The organism is Allohahella marinimesophila (genome assembly GCF_039538005.1).
Lineage (GTDB): Bacteria > Pseudomonadota > Gammaproteobacteria > Pseudomonadales > Oleiphilaceae > Allohahella > Allohahella marinimesophila.
Window position 1 is genome coordinate 175274 of record NZ_BAABBO010000007.1, and the last position, 20585, is coordinate 195858.

Below are 20585 nucleotides of genomic sequence, written 5' to 3' on the forward strand. Positions count from 1 at the left end.
TGAATGTCAGTCGTTGCGACGGCCACTGTAGCCACAACATCCGCCGGCCTGTATCTCAAAAAGCTGTGCCGACATTTTCAGCACAAGGTAACCGTCGATTTTGGCGACACCACCGGTCGTATCGATTTCAAGGTGGGGACCTGCGATCTCAAGGCAGACTCAGCTGCGCTCAAGCTATTCTGCGTGTCGTCGAACGAGGAAGATCTGGAGGATGTCAAAGATACCATGAAGCGGCATTTCGACCGCTTTGGTGAAAAGGATGAGCTGGTGCTTGGGTGGGATGTCTGAGCCGTCAGCCGCTCATCACCATCCTTGATGGCGTGAGTTCGCGTTGCAGTGCGCGCTCGAGTTGCCTTATTTCTGTGCAGTCCTGCTTCAACACCGCTTCTGCGTCACCACCGAACCATTCAAGTGAGGCCTCCGAGGCCTCGTCCAGCAGGAGGTGGCAGAGAAAGTCGTAATAGTCGACAGCGCCTCTGAACAGCGGCACCATACCTTCACGGCTGCCTGCCGCCGCGTAGACATTGGGCGGCGCAAATACGCCCAATTGTTCGCGTGAGCCGATGTTCTTGAGGTGGTAGTGCGACACGAAAGGTCGCATGAGCGCCAATGCCTCAAGCGGATCTTCACCCGACTCCCACACGTGCAGGACATCGAAGTTGATTCGGAGTCCGGGATGATTCACTTCGGCTAACAGCCTCATCGTCGAGGCCAGTGAGTCAGCAAGCGTATTCGGATGCGTCTCGATAAGCAGCTGCTGGTCGTGTTCCGCCAGTAATTCACAGAGCTGGCGCAGACGACTGACGATCTGGCGTCGCTCGGCCGGACTAGTGTCGGTGCTGGAACGATGTCCGGCGAAAGTGCGGATTTTTTGCGTGTTCCAGTGCTCTGCCAGCGCGCACAGCGACTGAGCCTTGGCCAGCATGACGGCCTCTGGCCCCTCCATCGGCAGGTAGTCACTCAGCATGGACACGCCCAGCCCCAGGCGCTCGATCCAGGCGGCATTGAACTGCGGGGTGTTCGCCAGGTTTGTGGCATGAATACCCCAGAGCTCGATGCCGTCGAAGTGGTGAGTGCTCGCCCACTGCGCCAGTTGATCGATCGACGTGAGGTGATGACGAAAGGAGATCGTACAGATTGACAGTTTCATCGGCAGGTCTCCGTGCGCTCGGTGACAGTGGGATGGGCGCTCAGCTGCAGCGAACGACGACTCCAGTCTTCGAACAGCGATTGTAAACCGTTCTTGATTCTGAACTCGGTATTGTCCTGCTGGTCCAGCAACTGATAGAGCTCCGCGGCCTGTGAGACATCGCCGGTCATCACCATTTTCATGCTCCGATACTGGATCAGCCGATAGGTCTTCACCAGCAGTTCAATAACATCACACCAGTCTTCGAACTCGTCCCAGGGCAGGGACAGCGCTTCGTAAAACCATGCAAAGGCATGCTCATAGGCGTACTTGCGAATGGAGAGCACGGGCAACTCTCGCATCGCCAGGTTCAGGTCAGAGAGCGTCAGGTCGTTTTCGCCTGCGATATGGGCCCGGATCATCTGCCGGACGGCATCCGTCAAGGGGTTAGCCTCGCGCTTCATGCACTGGGCAAAGTAGGCACGAATGGTATCCGCCGAGCTGTGGGTGATATCGATACCGTCAAAGTAGAAGCCCCCGGCTACCGTCGGCTGGGCAACCGCATTGAGAATCTGATCTTTTGGCAGTCGGCCTTCCCAGCGAAAATCCGGGTCCAGCATCAGCCATTCCTCAGGGTCTTCGGTTGCCTGCAGCATGACGTAATGTGGAAAGGGATTCTGGTTGAACTTGTTTTCGCGTTCCGGCAGGTGATACAGGTCGAGCATCACCATGATGTGCCTGTGCTCCGCCCGCGTCTCCACCAGCGTGATCAGATGTTCGAGATTCTCCGCCTTGGAAGCCGCACGGTCATACCATTCGTGAATTCTGATGCCATAAAGCAACTCGTACCAGGTCTTGAAGAACTCATGCCCGGTGTGTTCGGAATGGTAGGATATCCGGTAGCGTTCGCTGAGCGAAAAGTCCGCATCCCACACACCAAAATAAAAAGGTCGATGATCCACGCCCGGCGTGCGCTTGATAATTTCGCAGACACAGCTGACGAAGCAGTGCACCTTGATCATACCGACGTACCCACAGCCTTGATCTGCAGGCCTGACAGAAAGCGTGCCAGACTGCCGACAGTGTCGAAGTCAGCCTGCGTAAGCTGGTCGTCGGGAATCTCGACACCGAGGTCGAGCTCCAATAGCAGAATCAGATGCAGTGTGAGCAGTGAATCCAGGCACAGGTCTTCATTGAGCCTGGCGTTGTCGTGAAAGGCTGCCATATGCGGGTGATTCATTTTGTCCTGAAGGACTCTGCGAATTTCAGAGATCAGGGGCTTATCCATGTTCGTGCTCGCTATTGTTGTGTTGTGAACGGTCAGGCGGAGAGCGCTTGCGGCTCTTCGATCAGCTGACGACGGTTGATCTTGCCGTTATCCAGGCGGGGAATGTCGTCGACCTGGCTGATGTCCATAGGCACCTGATGCGGCGAGAGATGAGCGGTGCTCCAGCTGCGCAGCCGGCTGATCTCCAGCGGTATCCTGGCCACGAATTTCAGGCACACACGCTCACCAGCGTATTCATCCGGCCGCTTGAACACCACGGCATCGGTAATCTCCGGGCGCTGAAGGAACACGTCTTCGACCTCCTGTGGATACACGTTGATGCCGCCGACAATAATCGTGTCATCCAGACGCGCCAGGAAACTCAGATTGCCCGACTCGTCAAAGACGCCGAAATCGCGCGTGTTGATGATCCGACCGCCTGACTTCACCTGAATCTCGCCTGGTGTTCCCGGTTTTCTGCCGGCTCTCACCTGAAGATGTGGTAGCGGTTTGCCGAGCTCGTTGGCGGCCTGCATGTCCTGGTTGATGGCGATGCAGCCAGCTTCGGAGCAACCGTATTGCTGAAAGCAGTGATCGGCCTTCTGCCGCAGCAGGTCGAAACAAGGGGCGGGCATGACTGCGCCTGAAGTCATGACCGCATGCAGACGCTGGCCTGGCGGCAGCAGCTTCAGCAAGGTATTGATCAAGACCGGCGACGAATACAGCAGGCTCTGCGGATGCTCCGCCATTTTTTTCAGCGTGTATTTTGGATTGATATTCGTGACTATGATCGGCATGAGCTCGCGCTGTAGCGCGACCAGCACGCCGCAGATCAGGCCGTAGGCGTGGGTAACAGGGCAGGCAATGACCGGCTGCATAGTCTGCGCGATAGGAAAATGCTGGATATAGGCCCTGACTTCGCGGTCGATAGAGCGCCAGCTACGTTCGATGCACTTGGGCTCGCCGGTTGTGCCGGAGCTCATTTGCACCAGCACCGCCTCGGTGTCGCCGGATCTCAGGGTCAGCGAGATTGGTTCTTCGAGGCTATGGAACAGCAACTGGTGGCAATTGCCACGGCGCGCTTGCCGCAGTGCGGCTTTCAACGGTGTCGCCGGGTGTAGCGGCATGACCGAGCCACCGTTGGCGCGTAGATAGAGACACAGGGCCAGCCATTCAGCCGCATCAGCGAGGCAGATGGCGTAGCGTTGCCCATGGCAGCCTCTCAGACCAGGTACGGCTTCGAAGTGGCGGAAATAGCGCTGCAGGTCGTCCGCGTTAAAGAACGTGTCGTTCACATGGAACATGGGCATAGCTCCGTTTATGTTGCAGGGGCGATAAGGTGTTGGGGATCAGGTGACGCTGCTGCGCCATGCCGAGCTTCTGCGCAAGCAGCGATTCCGCGGGTACAAAGCCGGCATCGACATCCACCGCTGTCCATCGTTCAGCAGTCGTGTTCCTGGTCTGCACGTGCTGCAGCAGATGCCTGCGAACATGCTGCCAGAACAGTGATTCAGGCATGTCGTAATGGGTTTCGAGCAGCCATGAGAGATCGGCCAGATTGAAGACGAACAGCGTGTCCATCACCAGCTCGCGCAAGGCTTCGATGCTGGACATCCAGTAGTAGCGGTCCTCAGGTGCCTGCGCGTACGCTGCGTTCAGCTTCGCGAAGTCCGGCTTCAACTCGGGGCGCTTGAGAAAGCCTTCGACATATTCGACGCTGTCGTGAAAGTCTCTCAGCGCCAGTCTTTCTGGCCAGCCATCACGATGGATGAGGATCGAGTTCTGGGCATGCGCTTCAACAGCAATGCCTTCTTCAACGAACAGATGCCACACCGGCAGCACCGCGACTTCGATCAACCGGGCCAGCCAGGCGGCCAGGCCGTGCTGCACGATCCAGTGATGCACGAAGGGTTTGCCATCGGCTTCAGTCAACATGAGGGCTGTCATGGGTACGGCCGACTCATCGGGCTGCAGATAGGGATGCAGGCTTTCGCGCCAGATGGCGCCCAACTGGCCGTCCAGCGCCTCGGCTTCGCAGGCGTCGGCAGGGCAGTAGAGCAAGCCAGCGTATTCCTGCAGTATCACCAGCCCACGTTCACTGAGAAAGGCATTGGTCGCCACGACATCGCGCAGCCACTGTGAAACGACCGGTGCGGTGCACACGGAGTGACTGTCGAGGCTGCGTACCGACGAGGTGTTGACCACGTTCAGCGGCAGCTTTAGGTTGGCCTTCGACGGCCAGGCACGATTCTGCAGCGTTCGTAGCGACTGGGTGGCGCAGTATTCATCGCCCGCAAGGCCAAGATGGATGATATCGCCACGGGTGAGGGCCGGCTGTAATGCCTGACTCAGGTGCTGCCACTGCCAGGGGTGGATCGGCACTGGCATGTAGTCATCCCAGCTGGCCTGTTGCATGAACAGGGCCGTGCCGAGATGATCCCAGGCCTCGCGCCCAAGCTCCCGCTCGGCGAATGCCTCAGCCGGCTCGGGGAGGCGATGATGCAGTTGTGTCCGGCGCACGGCCAGCCATTCCAGTGCGAAACCCTTCGCCGACTCCGGCCCAAAGCGCACATGATCGCCCAGGGTGAAACCAAGCCTGGCCTTGAAGCTTGGGTGATAGAGGTGGCCCTCATGGATGGCGCTTTCTAGCGCATCCTGGTTCAGGTGCCGTCTCGCGGAATTGCCGTCCAGACTGGCGTTATTCCATGTGCACAGCCTGACCGTCTGTCCCAGTTCCGCCTGCAGCCTGGCTTTGGCCGTCGTCTCGACCGGCAACGCGTTCACGATGCTGCGCCAGTCAGCCAGTCGCGTATGGCCTTGCTGGTTCAGGAAGTGCACCTGCTCGTCCTGCAGGCGAATTCGTCCGAAAGCAGTCACCCGAACCAGGCAGACCAGTGTCAGTCCGTCCAGATCGAGGCTCACTCGTATCGATCCATTCTCCAGTATCTGTTCGTCGCTCGGAACGATACGCTCAAACAGCAAGGCCTCGAGCAGCTGACGTCGTACGCGTTTGTCAGGCGACCTCACTGGCTGTCTCCGGCAATGCACCATAGCTGAAAATGGACAGCGGATTCTTGATGCGGGTGTAGACGGCCTGTTCCAGTCGGGCGGTGAGTTCGTCAACATCGTGGATACGCGTGAGTAGATTCCCCTTGTAGGGCATCTCCCTGTTGGCGAGGAGGCCATCGACCAGTGCCCGTCCAGCAACGCGCAAAACGGGCCGCAGCGCAACGAGCCGTTTCAGCACGATTGCGAGCAGGGCTTCTTCCTTGAGTACACCATCGATGCCGAAGCGATTGATGACCGAAAACAGCTGGTTGACGACGAGGTAGTAGCCGAAGCGATCCTGAATCAGGTCGTCGGCATAGAAAAGCTCTGGTGTGGCGCTAAGGTCAGGCTCCAGCTTTTCGAGATGAGGGCGATAGGTATTGGCGAGGTAAAAGCCCTGGTTGTCACGATAGAAATAGCGGCGGGGGTAGCCCTGTGACACATCGAGCAGACTGTTCTGCTGATGCGCTTCAAGGGCAATGCCGTGCTCGTCGAGCAGCTTGATCAAAGGCTCGACCGCACATTGCAGATAGCGGCAGAACCAGTCCCGACTCACCTGATCCTTGCTGCGGCCTTCTCGTTGTGCCAGGTCATCAATCAGTGATAGCAGTCTCGATCTCCGGCCTGGCAGCGGCGCCTGAACCAGTGCTGCGATCGAATGGATGCCCCGGTCTTCGCCAGGCTTGAAGGGGTTTGCGCGAATGATGGTTTCGAAACCTGTGAGTGCGATACCTGGCAGGTCGATTGTCATCGAGGCCGGATCTTCAAGCAGCTGGAATCGTGGATGGCGCTGACAGAAGGCGCTCTTGCGCAGCAGCTTCGACATGACGACACCGGCGCGCAGCTCATGGCGCTGGTTGAAGCGGAGCGAGTTGGTGATCTTGACCGGCATGGAGAGCTTGAACATCCATGGGCTGTTTGCTGCGTACAGGGTGCGAGCGGAGGATGTCGCCGTAAATGCTGGACCAAGCGGTCCCAGGTCTCGGATCAGACCGGCTGCCAGCGCCTGTCGCACGTGGGGTTGGTGCAACAGCCACTGCGCCTGCAGCGGATGACTGGGCAGCGGTACTTCGTGGCTATCCAGTGTCACCGTATGCAGACAGCCTTTCAGACCGTCCAGCACCATCTCCTCGGCAGTCATGCGATTTGCCGAGTGTTGCAGGATCAGATCGCGCTTCGCGGCAAAATAGTGCAGCTGAAAGCATCCTGCGAGTTCAGGCGCGTAATGCTCATGGTGCCAGTCCAGCATACCCTGCCGGCTCTTCGGGGTAGGGTGGGCCCAATGACCATAGAGCATCGATTGTTCAGATTCGATGAAGCGATCGCCGTCCAGCGCCGGGTCGTCTCGACGCGCCTTGATATAGCGCGCCATCAATTGATAACTGTCCAGCAGTCGACAGGACAGCTCCAGCGACTTGGTTTTCAATAAGTCAGAGCTGTCGCCACCGATGCGGAAGTACATCTCCCCAACGAGCAATTGCACCGCCGCGAAAGGGTCTACCGTAGTCCATTCACTAGTGGCGCGCTGCCTGAGAAGTATGGCCCCGAGCTGATGGCGCCCAACCAGGGAACGATAGTGAATGTCGATCGCGAGGGTGGCGCGCTGCATTTCAAGTGACAGCTCGAGCACATGGCTACCGCGAAAGGGCGTAATCCGGCCTGCAATATCCCGCCACTCAGCCAGCCTGTGCCAGCAGCCAGCGTCTACTTCTCGAAGATAGCAATTGATGAAAGTCTGGGTCGTCTCGTTCTCTGCAATCGTCCTGGCCGATTGGCACATGATCTCACCTGTTGTTTTTGACTCGCGTGGCTGGCCATGGCCAGCACACGTTTGAGCATCAAGAGTGAGATTATTTAAATGCGAATGAGTATCATTAGCAACAAAAGTTACAATTGTTACAGTGGCTTATGCCGCTTCGGCCAAGGCAGGTGCTGGTTTGACCGGGACTAGGCGGCGTGGCCGGAAGCGCAGATACAGGGCGCCAGCGAGCAGGAAGGTGAGCCACTCGGCTACTGGCAGTGCCAGCAGTATCGGCTGGTCTGGTAGCCACCAGTAGAAGCAGAGCAGGAGCGTAATCGGCAGCACGAGGCTGCGCGAAAAGGCGACCGTCGCGGACGCCAGTGGCAGGTGCATGGCCGTGAGATAGGCAGAGATCAGCACATTGACCCCGTTGACCGGGAACAGCGGCCAGAGAATGAAAAAGAAGGATCTCGCCAGTTCAGCCGCCGCGACTGCAGAGTCTTCCAGGAACATATCAACCAACAGGTCTCCGGCGGTGAACAGCAGGCTGATCAGTAGTCCGCTCAGCAGGAGGATGGCGCAGAGCCCGGCCATCATGAAGCGTCTGATTCTTTGCAGCTTGCCCGCGCCATAGTTCTGGCTGACCAGCAGGTGCATCGCGTCGGCAATGCCATAAAACACCATCATGCTCAGAAAGATCAGGTAGTTCACCACCGTGAAAGCAGCGACACCATCGACACCCAGCTTCAGCATCATCAACCAGTTGATGAGCAGGATGACCAGACCGGCCGAAATCTCATTGATGAATTCCGAAACGCCGTTATAGGCGGCACTGCCGAGTTCACGCCAGCCGTGACGGACGAACTGGAATCGCAAACGCCGCACCGGAACCGTGAAATAAGCCAGCATCACCGCTAGCTGGATGCTTTGGGCGAGCAAAGTTGCCCAGGCAGCCCCCGCAAGTCCGTAGCCGAGGTAGGCGACGAACAGGGCGTTGAGCATGATGTTCGCCAGCGATCCGGTCACCAGTGCACTGGTGGCATGCACTGGTCGACCCTCCGCCCGGATGAAGTAGTAGAGGACTACGCTGGCCAACTGGATCGGCATCGCCACGGCGACAATGCGGAAGTAGGGGCTCATCAGCGCGAAGAGTTCCGGCGGCGCCCCGAGCAAGGTGAAAATCTGTTCTTCGAACAGGAGGCTGACTGATGTCAGACTGATACCGAAAGCCACGATTGCGATCAGACATTTACTGAATATGGCTGAAGCCGCCTCGTTGTCGTCCTCACCGAAATATTTGCCAGCACGGACGGAGCCGCCGACAGCAAGCATCAGCGCCAGGCCAAACAACAGCGTGAAAAAAGGGATCATCAAGGTGACGGCAGCCAGTGCCTCCGCGCCAACATAATTGCCAACGAAGATGCCATCGACGATGCTGGCAGTTGTAATGGCTAACAGTCCCACAATCGAGGGGATGACAAAGTAGAAAAAGGTCGAGAGAATCGGACCACCGAGTGCTCGGCTGTCGCTGGGGCTTGAAGTCACCGGAAAGTCCCTGTCTTGGGCGAGTGGCGCGCGGAGAAGAGCCAGCGCTTAAATCGAATGGGAATGATATTCATTCGCATGATGAGGGGCAAGGTGCAAATTCGGATTGATCCAGGGCATTCATTCACAAACTGGTTTTAAACAAGTGCATGATACTTATTTCAATAATTAGAGATTGCGCACGCGTTCTGACCTTTCGGCAACCCTCTGTTGACATCGCTCGACACTGGCCCGCTTATCTTGCCTTCGGGCTGATTTGCTCCTGGCTGGCAGGCGTCGGTCGCTACTGGGACAACCCGAAAGCAGAACTCTGGCAGTATCTGGGGCTGGGATCAGTAGCCTATGTTTTTGTGCTCGCGCTGATTCTCTGGGTGCTGATCAAGCCTCTGAAACCGGTGCGCTGGTCCTACCGAAGCGTGTTGATCTTCGTCACCTTGACCTCGCCTCCAGCCATCCTCTATGCCATTCCGGTTGAACGCTTTTTGGCGCCGGATATCGCACAGGCCGCAAACGCGTGGTTTCTTGGGATTGTCGCGTTCTGGCGTGTAGCGCTGCTCTTCTGGTTTTTGAAAGTCATCGCTCGGCTCTCAGGGCTGACAATTGTCGTCGCCTCGCTATTGCCTATCACCTTGATCGTCATTTCGCTCGCACTCCTGAATCTCGAGCACGTAGTCTTCAATCTGATGTCAGGTATCAATCCTGACGATCGCTCACCGAACGATATCGCTTATCAGATAGTGACATTGCTGGCGATATTTTCATTCATGTCGGCACCCTTTTTGATAATCGGTTATGTCATAGCCATCGTGCGGGCCCATGTCTATCAAGGAGGAATAGATGACTGATTCTGACCCGAAGCATGTTCCACTATTCAAACCAACGCTCAAAGGGAGCTGCCACTGTGGTCTTGTGCAGTTCGAAGTTAATCTGCCAGATGGCCTGAAAGATCTGAGCCGCTGTAATTGCTCGATATGTAGTCGACGCGGTGCAATCGTGACCTCGGTGCCGCTCGAAGACTTCAGGATCACCAAAGGCGAGGATGTGCTGACGCTTTATCAGTTCAATACCAAAGTGGCGAAGCACTATTTCTGTTCGAATTGTGGTATCTACACTCACCATCAGCGGCGGTCGAACCCGCAGCTCTTCGCCGTGAATATTGCCTGTCTCAAAGGCGTTCGCCCGTTCGAGCTTGACGATATTCCGACGACCGATGGTATCAACCATTCGTCTGACAGAGCTCATCTCAAGTCTGACCAGTGATGGCGTGCAGTGAGTTCTGCCCGCGATCTCGTAGGTCACGATCCCCCTGTGGGGGCGCCTTATCTAGCGACCTCTGCTCTTGAGCATGATGCGAGCGACGACACCGGCATGGTCTGACGGCCAGAGACCACCCGGCGTCATGTCGAACACATCGTCGCCCACCACTTTGGCCTGAACCTTCACGCGCGTTCGCTCCGGCGCAGCGAGGAAGATGTGGTCGATCCGTTCCGACAGTTCAGAATCCGGGCCGTTGACCGTCGAACTGAAACAGCAGGTCAGACCAGCGCCCGGCCGCTTCTGTTCAAGCCAGGCGTCGGCGTAGCCGCTGGCCACGGCCTGCAGATACGGCGGTACAAGGGCCAGGCCATCGAGGCCGGGTATGCCTGAGGCTGAAACGAAAGCGTCCTCACCTGGCGCGCTGTTGAAGTCTCCGACCAGAATCGTGGGGATCCCATTGGTATTTGTCATGTCCATGATACCGAGCAGCTCGGTCATCTGGACGGCCTGCAGTGATTTGAACGGCTCTGATCCTCCAGTTTCGAGATGGGTATTCACGAATCGGTAAGTGTCGCCTTTCACAGTGATATCGACTGCAGCATAGCCTCGGGTGAATTCGAGGCTGGAGCCGGCCACATCGACTGCCGCGTTGTAGGTGTAGTTGCCGGTGAGCGGGTTTGACGCCATTGTTTTTCTGCTGACCAGGATCACGTCATGGTCGACCATACGCAAATCGCTCAGCAATGGGCCGCTGTCGGATACGCCGGTGACCATGGGGACTTCGATGTCCGCGTTAGTGACAGAGGCGGCGACCGTATAGTGCAGGCCACGTGCTTCGAGCGCAGCCTGAAGCACTGAGAGATAGTCGATGTAAACGGTATCAGCAGCGCGTTCCGGGTAGCCCTGCGCGGCATAGCCGAAGTCGCTCGGTGTCTGCGTGTAAAAAATCGAAACCTCTTGCAGACCAATGGCATCCGGCCGATATCGCTTTATCTCGACTGCCAGCGCTTCGGCGCGCTCGGTAAAATCCGTCTGCTGGACTTCCTGGAAAGCTGCGGTGACGGCGAGCGGAACCGTAGTGGGATCTGTCATTGCCGCCTCCACCACCTTGAAGATGTCAGCGCCAAGATAGACGTTGCGAGTCATGACGGTGAGCTTATCGGTGCCGGCGTAGCTGAAGGGTGCGGTGAGAACTAGCGCTGCAATAAGTGGGAGGGTTGTTTGCTTGAGGTCTTCCATAGTAGCTGTACTCGTCTTGTTGTTATGGTGAGGACGAGTCTACACAAGCCAATATCTTCGAGGAGCGCAAGCGGTAGAAACTGTGATCTGTGTCACAAGTGCTCAGGCTCGAGGCGGTCCTTGCAAGCACCTCGAGCCAAAGCAGCTGCCCTCAGGCAGCCATTCCTTTACATGGCCTTTTTAAGCTCGCCGTAATCTCCATCTGTACGGAGGACAACCGTAACGTCATTGTCGTTTCGGTTGCGGAAAAACCAGCCGTGATTGCCAGTGAAGGACGCCGTCAGCTCGCCTTCATCTGCCGAGACGCCTCGACCTTTTTCGTATGAAATCGACTGGCCACTGCCGTCACCATGGGTGTCGAAGTTCAGGGGACCGCCTTCGGTTTCCCACGAATAACGGGCCACTGCATCTTTTTCCATCGTCAGCTTGTACTCGGTCCCTTCACCCGGCGTCAGTACGAAGCGCACTTCGTCCTCCCATTTGGCTTCGGCTACCGGTGCTGGCGCTTCAGCTTCAGCTTCAGGTCCGGCCGCAGCAGCGGGTTCGCTGGAATCAGGGGCCGTCTCAGCTGGGGCTGCAGCGATTTCGGCAGCAGGCGCAGCAGTAGGCTCTGTTACTGTCTCCTCACTCGAAGACGACATTGATGTTGCCAAAGCCGCTTCATCAGCCTCAGCTTCATGGGCGAGCTGCTCCTTGATTTCACCCATTTCTTTCAGGCCGAGCACGCGACCCGCGCCTGTGGGATCCAGCCCATACTCGGCCGGCATCACGACAGTCACCAGCAGCACGGCCGCTACGATGGCAGCAATGATGGTGGAACGGATCAATTTTGCAGAACTGGGTAGTTCGTTTTTAGCAGGTATTTCGGTGTTATACATGAAAAATCTCCAGAATCTATGCGATGAAATAGCCGGTGAGCTGATAGCCGATGAGCAGGAAGCCTGCGCTCATCAAGGCCACATTGGCGGTGTAGGCATGACGAATGAAACCATCGGTCTTCCGCCAGAAACTCATGACGATCAGAATCATCGCCAGTGCGATGAGCTGGCCAATTTCAACGCCAACGTTGAATGCGAGCAGGTTGGGTACCAGGCCGTCCGGCGAGATGTCGTACTCGTTGATTTTCGTGGACAGACCAAAGCCGTGGAAGAACCCGAAGATAAGCGTGGCGACCTTCGTGTTCGGCTGAAAACCAAACCAGCGTTGGTAGGCGCCAAGGTTATCCAATGCCTTGTAGACCACCGAGAGGCCGATGATGGCATCGATGATGAAGCTGTTGATACCGACGTTGAAGTACACGCGCAACAGCATCGTGGTCGAATGCCCCAGCGCAAAAAGGCTGACGTAAATGGCGATGTGTTGCATCCGGTAAAGGAAAAAGATCACCCCTAGCAGGAACAGCAGATGGTCGTAACCGGTGACCATGTGCTTGGCGCCCAGGTAGGTGAACGCGATGAGATTGACGCCGGTGATTTCCTGGATGTAGCCCTTGTCGCCCTCGGCAACCGCATGGGCGAATACCTCGGCGCTCATGCCGAGCAAACCAATGACAAGGAAAATCCAGACGAGACGGTAGCTGCGGGTCGCTGTACGCGCCCGACAACAGCCGTCAAACAAAGTTGACAACATGATGACTCCAAAAGTTTTGATTCAGATAGCTGCAATGCAGCGTGATTCAAACAGTCGGAGCAGTCTTCGGAGGTCGGTCGAGGCGGGTTCGAACAGAGCGGGGCGGATCGCCAGTGTAGGGGGTCGGCTGCTGATAGGCGGTCGACAATCTACTGAGCAGGCGTATGGTCAGATGGTGAATGGTGTCGTGCGTGTGGTTACCTGAGTCGTGATGAACGTGACCGGTTGGCTCTTCGTCGACATCATCATGGCCGTGAGAGTGCCTATCGTGGTCGCCGACCGGCAGTTCGGCCACTGCAGCAACGCCATGGGAGGATGCTTCGCCAATCATCGACAGCGCCAGTCCTGTCAGCGCGAGCAGCATGACAAGAATCGGCAGCAGCTGTCTATTATTGATGGCGATCATCATAGATATTAGCTAATGGCTCGTAGATCGAATGGGGTGAGGGTAACAAGTTCGAATGGGAGATACGAGTTGAAAGCAGGAATTGATCAGGATCGGTTAGTACCCGGGCTAAACCATGTTTGAGATCCTGAGACACCGTACTTATCGGCATCTGTTCCTTGCGCAGGTAGTCGCCTTGCTGGGTACCGGTCTTGCTACCGTCGCCCTCAGTCTCATGGCCTTCGATATCGCTGGTAGTGATGCGGGGCAAATCATGGGCACGGCGATGGCGATCAAAATGGTGGCCTATGTGCTCATTGCGCCACTGGCTGCCGCAGTCGCCGAGCGCATTCCGCGTCGGGTGACGCTCGTTACCCTCGATCTTGTGCGCGGGGCGACGGCGCTAGCCTTGCCCTTCGTCACAGAAGTGTGGGAAGTGTATGTGTTGATCGCGGTGCTTCAGTCTGCTTCGGCTGCGTTTACGCCCACCTTCCAGTCCACGATTCCGGATACGCTGCCGAACGAAGACGACTACACCAAAGCGCTATCACTTTCGCGGCTGGCCTATGATCTTGAAAACCTGATCAGCCCGGCGCTTGCGGCCCTCCTGTTGCTGGCCACCAGCTGGCAGGGGCTGTTCTCGGGTACGGTGATCGGTTTCGTGGCATCGGCCTTGCTCGTGGTGTCGGTGGCGATCCCGGTCGGTGCCAAATCGGAGAGGCGTCGAAGCATTCATGAGCGTACCTGGCGCGGCTTCAGGATCTTTATGGCTACACCGCGTCTGCGCGGACTCATGGCCCTGAATCTGGTGGTCAGCCTGGCGGGCGCAATGGTCATCGTGAATACGGTGGTGCTGGTACAAGGCAATTTTGGTCTGACCGATCAGCATACGGCCATGGCCTTCGCAGCCTTTGGTGGCGGGTCGATGCTGGCGGCATTGGCACTGCCAGCTTTGCTCAAGCGATTTCAGGATCGTCAGGTCATGTTGACCGGGGCTGGTATGTTGATTAGCGGATTGCTGTTCGCACTGCCGGTAGAGAGTCTGGGATGGCTACTTGTGGTCTGGGCCTGGCTTGGCGTGGGCTTCTCGGCCGCACAAACCCCCGTTGGCAGGCTACTGATCCGCTCGTCTCATGGGGAAGACCGGCCAGCCCTGTTTGCCGCCCAGTTTTCCCTGTCTCACGCAGGGTGGCTGGTGGCCTATCCGCTGGCCGGGTGGCTGGGGTCAATGGCCGGTATGCCGACGACCCTGGTGGTACTCGCCGTGCTGGCAGGCCTGGCCATGATACCGACTATAAGACTCTGGCCGGCGGACGATCCGGCAGAGCTTCCCCATCGGCATGACGAACTCGCTGACAACCATCCGCATATGGCACGGTCTGGTCGACAGCATGTTCACCCCTATATTATCGACAGCCTGCACCCGAAATGGCCGGAGTAGAAGGCGGCCGATTTACGCATACGCTTTCATGCAGCCCCTTCGAGTAACTGATCGCTCACCAGCCCCAGATGGTAACTCGCGTCACCAAACTGCAGATTGATCATGGTCAGGCGCTTGAACAGGTGCGCTGCGAACATTTCCTCAGTCACGCCCATGCCACCATGCAACTGCACGGCGCTCTGACCGACCTTGCGGGCGCACTGGCCGACCATGGTCTTGGCCATGGAGACGGCTCGACGGCGGCTTTCGCGGTCGTCTGAGTCCGCTTCGCTCGCCGCCAGAATGGCCATCGACTTCGCTTCTTCAGTCGCCATGAACATGTCCGCCATGCGGTGCTGCAGCACCTGGAACTTGCCGATGGGCACGCCGAACTGCTTGCGCGTCTTGAGGTATTCCAGTGTCGCAGCGTTGAGGGCTTCCATCGCGCCGACCGCTTCAGCACAGAGTGCCGCAATCGCCAGGTCAGTGGCTTTCTCGATCAGGGGCAGGGCAGCGCCGGCTTCGCCGATCAGCGCATCTGCGCCCACGCGTACATTGTCGAGCGTAAGCTCAGCCGTGCGTTGACCATCATGGGTAGCGAAATCATCGATCTTCAGGCCTGCGATTTCAGCGTCTACCAGAAAGAGCGAGATGCCGCGCTCGTCCGAGGTCTTGCCATCGGTGCGCGCGGAGACGATCAGCTGGTTGGCCTGTGCGCCATTCAGTACAGCGGTTTTCTTGCCGTTGAGGACGAAGCCCTCACCATCCTTGTCGGCAGAGGTAGTCACCAGGCTCAGGTTGTACCGCGCCCCAGGCTCGCTATGCGCAAAAGCCATGAAGTGCTCACCCGCAGTGATCTTCGGCAATATCGTCGCCTTCTGTGCCTCGGTACCGGCATCACGAATCAGACCGCCGCCCAACACGACTGTCGCCAGGTAAGGCTCCACCACAAGGGCGCGACCGAAGGTTTCCATCACCAGCATCGTATCGACAGCATCACCACCAAGACCGTCATGCTCTTCAGGAAAAGTGAAGCCGAGCAGGCCCATTTCAGCGAAGGCCTGCCAGGCTGCAGGGTCGAGTCCCTTGCCGGACTCGATGGTCCTGCCACGCTTCTCGAAGGTGTATTCATTGGTCAGGAAGCGCCGCAGCGAGTCCTGCAGCATTTGCTGTTCTTCTATCAGATTGAAATTCATAAGAGGCTCCTTTAGAGACCGACTTTTAACTTGTGAGCAGTCTGGTTACAGGCCAAGCACCATCTGTGCGATGATGTTGCGCTGAATCTCGTTTGACCCACCGAAGATCGACAGCTTGCGCATGTTGAGGTAGTCGCCGGTGGCCGGTGTGGCATGTTCGGAGCCCACACGTGCGCCTTCGTAGTCAAGTTCCAGCGCGTCAGGAATGTGCGCGATGGCGTCTGTACCCATCGCTTCCATCAATAGCTCGAACATGTTCTGGCCGATTTCGGTGCCACGCACCTTGAGGATCGAGGCCTGCGGACCAGGGCCTTTTTCGTCGGTCAATACACGCAGCACAGTGAGTTCCAGCGCCTTCAGTTCGATATCGAGCTGGGCCAGACGATCACGGAACCGTGTATTCTCGATCAGTGGCTGCTGGCCATCTTTCGTCTCTCGGGCGACCTGTTTCAGGCGAGTCATCATCGCCTTCCACTGGCCGACGTTGGCAAGACCAGTTCGCTCATGGCCGAGCAGGAACTTGGCGTAGGTCCAGCCTCTATTTTCTTCACCAATCAGGTTCTCGACGGGGACTTCGACGTTATCGAAGTAGACCTCGTTCACCTCGTGCTCACCATCGAGCATGATGATTGGCCGAACGGTCACGCCTGGCGTCTTCATGTCTATCAGGAGGAAGGAGATGCCCTGCTGCGGCTTGCCTTCGGTGCTGGTGCGAACCAGACAGAAGATCCAGTCGGCGTGCTGGCCCAGAGTGGTCCAGGTCTTCTGACCGTTGACGATGTACTTGTCTCCATCACGCTTGGCGCTCGTACGCAGCGAGGCGAGGTCGGAACCGGCGCCAGGCTCGGAATAACCCTGACACCACCAGTCCTCACCGGTGAGTATGCCAGGCAGGAAACGCTGTTTCTGCTCTTCGGTAGCGAAGGACATGATGACCGGAGCCACCATGCGCAAACCAAAATCCAGCTGACGAGGTGCACCAGCGGCGGCGCATTCCTCTTCGAAAATCAGCTGTTCGATTGCATCCCAACCCGTGCCGCCGTATTCCTTTGGCCAGTTCGAAGCGCCCCAGCCCTTGTCGCTGAGGATCTTCTGCCAGCGTTGGGTTGTGGCCTTGTCTGGTCGCAGACGCTTTTCAGTCCGCAGCCGGATGTCTTCTGGCAGATTGTCGTGCAGGAACTGACGGACCTCCGCCCGGAAAGCCTCCTGTTCGGCTGTGTAGTTCAGATTCATGCTGATTCCTCTACGTAGCGGGTTCATGTGGACGAACAGGCAGGGGCTTGACTGACCTATCCATACACATGTGTATTGTCTGATCCATACACTACTGTATGTTGACTAAGGCGGTCAAGCAGAGGTTTAGCGAAAGCCGATAAGCCGACCCATTGTGATGACGGCCAACCACAGCAATAGTGATAGTGCGGCCATGATCTGATGCCAGAGGCGGTGGGTGGTCGTCTGATAAAGCGCAGCATTGAGACCGGCGACGGCGATCAATAGCAGCTTGATGCGAAAGACTGTGGACTCTGCGTAGCTTGTGGCCTGCACCGAGAAGAGGCTCAAGCCAGTGACTATTACGAGGCCAAGACCGATCAGTGCTAAGGGTCTCAGCAGGCGCTCGACATCCGCTATGGCAATTGATCGACCCAGCCAGCCAAGAATCCTCATATCCAGCGCTGCCACTGTGCCAACCAGCAGTGCAATGCCGACGATGTGTCCAGCATTGACAAGTGGATACAGCCACTCCGACTGCGCCAGAATGCGGGCCGGCCCGCTGGCTTCAAGCCAGGCCAGAATGCTCACAGCGCGCCTTTGTCACCTGGCTGATTCATGCCGGTGAGACTCAGGACTTCCTGTCTGGATAGAGGTTGTAGTCTTTGCCATCGATCACAAGGCGCTCGGCTTTCATCAGGAGTTCGCCAGCCTCTGCAGAACGATGCCCGTGGATGGTCAATTCGGTACCGGGCTTGAGCATGTCATCCTTGAGGTCAACTCGTTCGTGGCGCCAGGGCTGCCCAACCTCAACGGTCCAGAGATCGCCATCAGCATCTACCTTGAGCTCGCCGTGCGGATTGCCAAGCCGGGCTTCCTTCACGGTGCCACTGAGCTCGAATTCCTCATCGGTGGCCCAGCGCCAGCCATGATGGGCAGCAGCGCTGGCGGTCAGGCAGCACAGCAGGATGGCCAGCCATGCCCTTGTGCCGATGTGAGTGCGAATGAGGACTGCTACCGAGCGTGTCATGAGAGATCTCCCGATTGTCGATTCAAGAATGACGGTCGTAATCTGTATGGTGAAATGACCACTGACTCTTGATACGTCGTTGGAAGGACTATCAGCGCGATCGGCAGCAGATTTTTGCCTGCCACTATCGACAGGCAAAGTTCCAGGTGCTCAATCCGGGCCTTCTGTTCAGTACAGTCTCTGAACGATGCTGGCAGTGACTGAGCGGGGTACGCCGTAATCACAGGTTGAAGTAGGCAAGGTGCCAGAGCAGTAGATCTCCTGCTCATCAAACACATTCTGCGCACTCAGCTGAAGCAGGGTCTGGCCGATCTGGTAGCGAATGCTCACGTCCGTAGCCAACGACGACGGATATTTCAGCGTGTTGTTTGCATCAGCATATGAGGTGCCGGTGTACCGCAGGCCTGCACCACCGCCGAGCCCACGCAAGCTGCCTGAGAGTACCGTGTAGTCGAGCCAGGCGCTGGCGAGATGCTGCGGCTTGTTGGTCAACTGCTTACCGTTGGTCGCACCCACGCCGCCGGCTTCGACGACTTCGACGTCCTGGTAGGTGTAGCTGACGAGACCCTTGAGGCCACTCTCATGTTCGGCAGACAGGCTGAGTTCAGCGCCCTGGGAGCGGGTCTCACCGATCTGGATGCTGCTGGCGTCGTTAGCGGGGTTTGTGGCCAGTTCATTTTCGCGGTCGATCCGGAACACCGCGGCGCTGGCCAGCAGGCCATGGTTCTCCGGTTGCCAGCGGAGACCGAGCTCGTACTGCTTGCCTTTGATGGGCTCGTAGGATTTTCCAGTGACTTCGTCGCTGCCATACTGTGGACTGAAGGCCTCGGAATAATTCACGTAGGGCGACAAGCCATGATCACCAAGGTAGACGACGCCTGCCCGGTAGGTCGTCGCTGACTGATCTTCGCTATCGTCGCCAGACTTCTCTTCAACCCGATCATGCCGTACGCCGATGGTCGTCGCCCAGCGATCGGCAAATTTCAGATGATTCTGAGCATAAAACCCCAGTTGATCAGCTTCGGTTTTTGTGGTGTTGAACTCCGTCGGCGTCTGGAACGGCCCACCATAGACAGGGGCATACAGATCCAGTGGCTTGTCCATCGGGTCGAAACCGCTATTACGGCTGTCATAAGTCAGCGTCTTGTAATCCAGGCCGACCAGGCTTGTACTCTCGGTCTGGCCAAGCTGCCAGTCGTAGGTGAGCTGGTTATCGACAGTCAGTGTCGTGCCTTCGTCGTAGCGCGCACGGTTATAACGGTTTATCGTGCGGCCATCTTCCTGAAGATAGGGCGCGAAATAGTCCCTGAAGGTATCGAGTACATCGTATTCGATGTCCCTGTAGCGGAGGTTCTGCCTGACCGCCAGCACCTCGGAAAACTCATGCTCGAAGATGTAACCAAGCGAGAATTCGGTGGCGTCATAGCCGTCGAATGAAGGCTCGCCAATGTAGCGGCTGTCCGGAATTCGACCAAACTGGCTGGGCTCTTTGGTGCCCAGGCGAGGGAAGGCCGTCCAGGGATAGCGGGTTTCGTTCTTCTGGTACTGCCCCAGGAAGGTGATGCTTGTGCTCGTACCGATGTCCCAGGTGAGCGCTGGCGCGAAGTAGATTCGGTCGTCATTGACGTGGTCAATGAAGGTATCCGCATCCTGAAACAGACCTGTCAGCCGGTATCGCAGCGTTTTGCTGGCATTCAGGCTGTCGCTGATATCGCCCTTGATCTGCTTGTGATCGTGGCTGCCATATTCGAGGCCGATTTCCGCGAATGGATCTGCAGTTGGTGTCTTGGTCACCAGGTTGATCACGCCGCCAGGCTGACCCTGACCGTAGAGTACGGAAGCCGGGCCACGTAGTACTTCGATGGCTTCAAGACCATAGACTTCGGTGGGGCTGTCGTAAGGCATTCCGGCCTGAATCTGAGTGCCATCCCGAAAGGTGGCTTCTGCTGCCGAGAAGCCACGGATGTCGATACTGAATGAGTCGATGACCGACGCACTGGCACGATCCTGAATGTAAATACCAGGAGAATAGGCGACTGCACCAGTTAGGGTCTGCGTGTTCCTGTCTTCCAGTTGTTCGTCGGTGACGACGGTCAGTGACTGGGAAGTTTCGGCAAGCGGAATGTCAGTCTTGGTGGAGACACCGCCGCTTTGTGGGACATAGCCGTCGTTACTGGCAGCGTCAACTTCCCCCGTGGCTGTGACGGAGATCGAGGGCAACACCATGGTATCGTCGGCAACAGCGACCGAAGCACCAGTGGCTGTGAAGGCCAATAAACCTGACGAAACGAGAGTTTTTACGGCAAACGCCGTTTGAGTGAGGCGAAATTGCATTGCAGATGTGTCCAGATGGTGTGGCGTTCAAATCGTTCAAGGTCGAGACCCTGAACCGCTAAGAAACGCAATGATAACCATTATCATTACCATTTGCACATCTGAAGTAAGGTGGGGGTAATACAGCTGCGTGGCGAGAGACGGATCACCCGC

General features: G+C 57.2%; 20 protein-coding genes. 4 read left to right on the forward strand and 16 right to left on the reverse strand.

Annotated features, from left to right (window positions below; genetic code table 11):
- The first annotated feature begins 3 nt into the window (after positions 1-3).
- Positions 4-288, forward strand: a complete 285-nt coding sequence (locus ABD735_RS06450; protein ID WP_344804506.1) for a DUF2218 domain-containing protein — start codon at positions 4-6, stop codon at positions 286-288.
- Positions 289-292: 4 nt separating this feature from the next.
- Here ABD735_RS06450 and ABD735_RS06455 read toward each other — a convergent pair whose 3' ends face one another.
- From ABD735_RS06455 to ABD735_RS06485, 7 genes are all read right to left on the reverse strand, one after another.
- Entirely contained in the window at positions 293-1150 is an 858-nt protein-coding gene (locus ABD735_RS06455) for a sugar phosphate isomerase/epimerase family protein (protein WP_344804508.1), read from the reverse strand.
- Positions 1147-2151 (reverse strand): DUF6005 family protein, encoded by a 1005-nt coding sequence (locus ABD735_RS06460; RefSeq protein ID WP_344804510.1) that lies wholly within the window; start codon positions 2149-2151, stop codon positions 1147-1149. Before ABD735_RS06460 ends, ABD735_RS06455 begins: the two co-directional genes overlap by 4 nt.
- Positions 2148-2417, reverse strand: a complete 270-nt coding sequence (locus ABD735_RS06465) for a phosphopantetheine-binding protein (protein ID WP_344804512.1) — start codon at positions 2415-2417, stop codon at positions 2148-2150. The genes ABD735_RS06460 and ABD735_RS06465 overlap by 4 nt, the downstream gene beginning before the upstream one ends.
- A gap of 32 nt (positions 2418-2449) precedes the next feature.
- Entirely contained in the window at positions 2450-3700 is a 1251-nt protein-coding gene (locus tag ABD735_RS06470; protein WP_344804514.1) for an AMP-binding protein, read from the reverse strand.
- Positions 3672-5423: an IucA/IucC family protein gene (locus ABD735_RS06475; RefSeq protein ID WP_344804516.1), complete on the reverse strand. Its 1752-nt coding sequence runs from the start codon at positions 5421-5423 to the stop codon at positions 3672-3674. The genes ABD735_RS06470 and ABD735_RS06475 overlap by 29 nt, the downstream gene beginning before the upstream one ends.
- Positions 5410-7224: an IucA/IucC family protein gene (locus tag ABD735_RS06480; protein ID WP_344804518.1), complete on the reverse strand. Its 1815-nt coding sequence runs from the start codon at positions 7222-7224 to the stop codon at positions 5410-5412. The genes ABD735_RS06475 and ABD735_RS06480 overlap by 14 nt, the downstream gene beginning before the upstream one ends.
- A 126-nt stretch (positions 7225-7350) precedes the next feature.
- The gene (locus ABD735_RS06485; RefSeq protein WP_344804520.1) at positions 7351-8730 is read right to left on the reverse strand and encodes an MATE family efflux transporter; all 1380 of its coding nucleotides are present in this window, start codon (positions 8728-8730) and stop codon (positions 7351-7353) included.
- A 149-nt stretch (positions 8731-8879) separates the two neighbouring features.
- Here ABD735_RS06485 and ABD735_RS06490 point away from each other — a divergent pair, with 149 nt between their 5' ends.
- The gene (locus ABD735_RS06490; RefSeq protein ID WP_344804522.1) at positions 8880-9575 is read left to right on the forward strand and encodes an LTA synthase family protein; all 696 of its coding nucleotides are present in this window, start codon (positions 8880-8882) and stop codon (positions 9573-9575) included.
- The gene (locus ABD735_RS06495; RefSeq protein ID WP_344804524.1) at positions 9568-9990 is read left to right on the forward strand and encodes a GFA family protein; all 423 of its coding nucleotides are present in this window, start codon (positions 9568-9570) and stop codon (positions 9988-9990) included. The genes ABD735_RS06490 and ABD735_RS06495 overlap by 8 nt, the downstream gene beginning before the upstream one ends.
- Before the next feature lie 63 nt (positions 9991-10053).
- On the opposite strand, the gene ABD735_RS06500 is transcribed toward ABD735_RS06495, so the two are convergent.
- The 4 genes from ABD735_RS06500 to ABD735_RS06515 all read right to left on the reverse strand — a co-directional run bounded on the left by ABD735_RS06500 (position 10054) and on the right by ABD735_RS06515 (position 13264).
- Positions 10054-11226, reverse strand: coding sequence for an endonuclease/exonuclease/phosphatase family protein (locus ABD735_RS06500; RefSeq protein ID WP_344804526.1), 1173 nt, complete (start codon positions 11224-11226; stop codon positions 10054-10056).
- A 167-nt stretch (positions 11227-11393) separates the two neighbouring features.
- Positions 11394-12104, reverse strand: coding sequence for a hypothetical protein (locus ABD735_RS06505; protein ID WP_344804528.1), 711 nt, complete (start codon positions 12102-12104; stop codon positions 11394-11396).
- A 16-nt stretch (positions 12105-12120) separates the two neighbouring features.
- Entirely contained in the window at positions 12121-12759 is a 639-nt protein-coding gene (locus ABD735_RS06510; protein WP_425548589.1) for a HupE/UreJ family protein, read from the reverse strand.
- Between the two features lie 142 nt (positions 12760-12901).
- Positions 12902-13264 carry a hypothetical protein gene (locus tag ABD735_RS06515; RefSeq protein ID WP_344804532.1) on the reverse strand — a complete coding sequence of 121 codons (363 nt, stop codon included), beginning with the start codon at positions 13262-13264 and terminating at the stop codon, positions 12902-12904.
- A gap of 112 nt (positions 13265-13376) precedes the next feature.
- Here ABD735_RS06515 and ABD735_RS06520 point away from each other — a divergent pair, with 112 nt between their 5' ends.
- Entirely contained in the window at positions 13377-14681 is a 1305-nt protein-coding gene (locus tag ABD735_RS06520) for an MFS transporter (RefSeq protein ID WP_344804534.1), read from the forward strand.
- 26 nt (positions 14682-14707) lie between these two features.
- Here the strand turns inward: ABD735_RS06520 and ABD735_RS06525 are convergent, their stop codons facing one another.
- The 5 genes from ABD735_RS06525 to ABD735_RS06545 all read right to left on the reverse strand — a co-directional run bounded on the left by ABD735_RS06525 (position 14708) and on the right by ABD735_RS06545 (position 20432).
- Positions 14708-15856, reverse strand: coding sequence for an acyl-CoA dehydrogenase family protein (locus ABD735_RS06525; protein WP_344804536.1), 1149 nt, complete (start codon positions 15854-15856; stop codon positions 14708-14710).
- Between the two features lie 45 nt (positions 15857-15901).
- On the reverse strand, positions 15902-17089 hold the full coding sequence (locus tag ABD735_RS06530; protein WP_344804538.1) for an acyl-CoA dehydrogenase family protein: 1188 nt from the start codon (positions 17087-17089) through the stop codon (positions 15902-15904).
- A 126-nt stretch (positions 17090-17215) separates the two neighbouring features.
- Positions 17216-17659 carry a hypothetical protein gene (locus ABD735_RS06535; protein ID WP_344804541.1) on the reverse strand — a complete coding sequence of 148 codons (444 nt, stop codon included), beginning with the start codon at positions 17657-17659 and terminating at the stop codon, positions 17216-17218.
- A gap of 40 nt (positions 17660-17699) precedes the next feature.
- The gene (locus ABD735_RS06540) at positions 17700-18098 is read right to left on the reverse strand and encodes a DUF6152 family protein (protein ID WP_344804543.1); all 399 of its coding nucleotides are present in this window, start codon (positions 18096-18098) and stop codon (positions 17700-17702) included.
- Between the two features lie 168 nt (positions 18099-18266).
- Positions 18267-20432, reverse strand: coding sequence for a TonB-dependent siderophore receptor (locus ABD735_RS06545; protein ID WP_344804545.1), 2166 nt, complete (start codon positions 20430-20432; stop codon positions 18267-18269).
- Positions 20433-20585: the final 153 nt, after the last annotated feature.

Coding starts and splice junctions, on each gene's coding strand:
- ABD735_RS06500 (WP_344804526.1), bottom strand. CDS start 11,226: ATGGAAGACCTCAAGCAAACAACCCTCCCACTTATTGCAGCGCTAGTT.
- ABD735_RS06540 (WP_344804543.1), bottom strand. CDS start 18,098: ATGACACGCTCGGTAGCAGTCCTCATTCGCACTCACATCGGCACAAGG.
- ABD735_RS06505 (WP_344804528.1), bottom strand. CDS start 12,104: ATGTATAACACCGAAATACCTGCTAAAAACGAACTACCCAGTTCTGCA.
- ABD735_RS06465 (WP_344804512.1), bottom strand. CDS start 2,417: ATGGATAAGCCCCTGATCTCTGAAATTCGCAGAGTCCTTCAGGACAAA.
- ABD735_RS06455 (WP_344804508.1), bottom strand. CDS start 1,150: ATGAAACTGTCAATCTGTACGATCTCCTTTCGTCATCACCTCACGTCG.
- ABD735_RS06525 (WP_344804536.1), bottom strand. CDS start 15,856: ATGAATTTCAATCTGATAGAAGAACAGCAAATGCTGCAGGACTCGCTG.
- ABD735_RS06450 (WP_344804506.1), top strand. CDS start 4: ATGTCAGTCGTTGCGACGGCCACTGTAGCCACAACATCCGCCGGCCTG.
- ABD735_RS06510 (WP_425548589.1), bottom strand. CDS start 12,759: ATGAGCGCCGAGGTATTCGCCCATGCGGTTGCCGAGGGCGACAAGGGC.
- ABD735_RS06545 (WP_344804545.1), bottom strand. CDS start 20,432: ATGCAATTTCGCCTCACTCAAACGGCGTTTGCCGTAAAAACTCTCGTT.
- ABD735_RS06495 (WP_344804524.1), top strand. CDS start 9,568: ATGACTGATTCTGACCCGAAGCATGTTCCACTATTCAAACCAACGCTC.
- ABD735_RS06460 (WP_344804510.1), bottom strand. CDS start 2,151: ATGATCAAGGTGCACTGCTTCGTCAGCTGTGTCTGCGAAATTATCAAG.
- ABD735_RS06480 (WP_344804518.1), bottom strand. CDS start 7,224: ATGTGCCAATCGGCCAGGACGATTGCAGAGAACGAGACGACCCAGACT.
- ABD735_RS06520 (WP_344804534.1), top strand. CDS start 13,377: ATGTTTGAGATCCTGAGACACCGTACTTATCGGCATCTGTTCCTTGCG.
- ABD735_RS06470 (WP_344804514.1), bottom strand. CDS start 3,700: ATGTTCCATGTGAACGACACGTTCTTTAACGCGGACGACCTGCAGCGC.
- ABD735_RS06530 (WP_344804538.1), bottom strand. CDS start 17,089: ATGAATCTGAACTACACAGCCGAACAGGAGGCTTTCCGGGCGGAGGTC.
- ABD735_RS06515 (WP_344804532.1), bottom strand. CDS start 13,264: ATGATGATCGCCATCAATAATAGACAGCTGCTGCCGATTCTTGTCATG.
- ABD735_RS06490 (WP_344804522.1), top strand. CDS start 8,880: ATGATACTTATTTCAATAATTAGAGATTGCGCACGCGTTCTGACCTTT.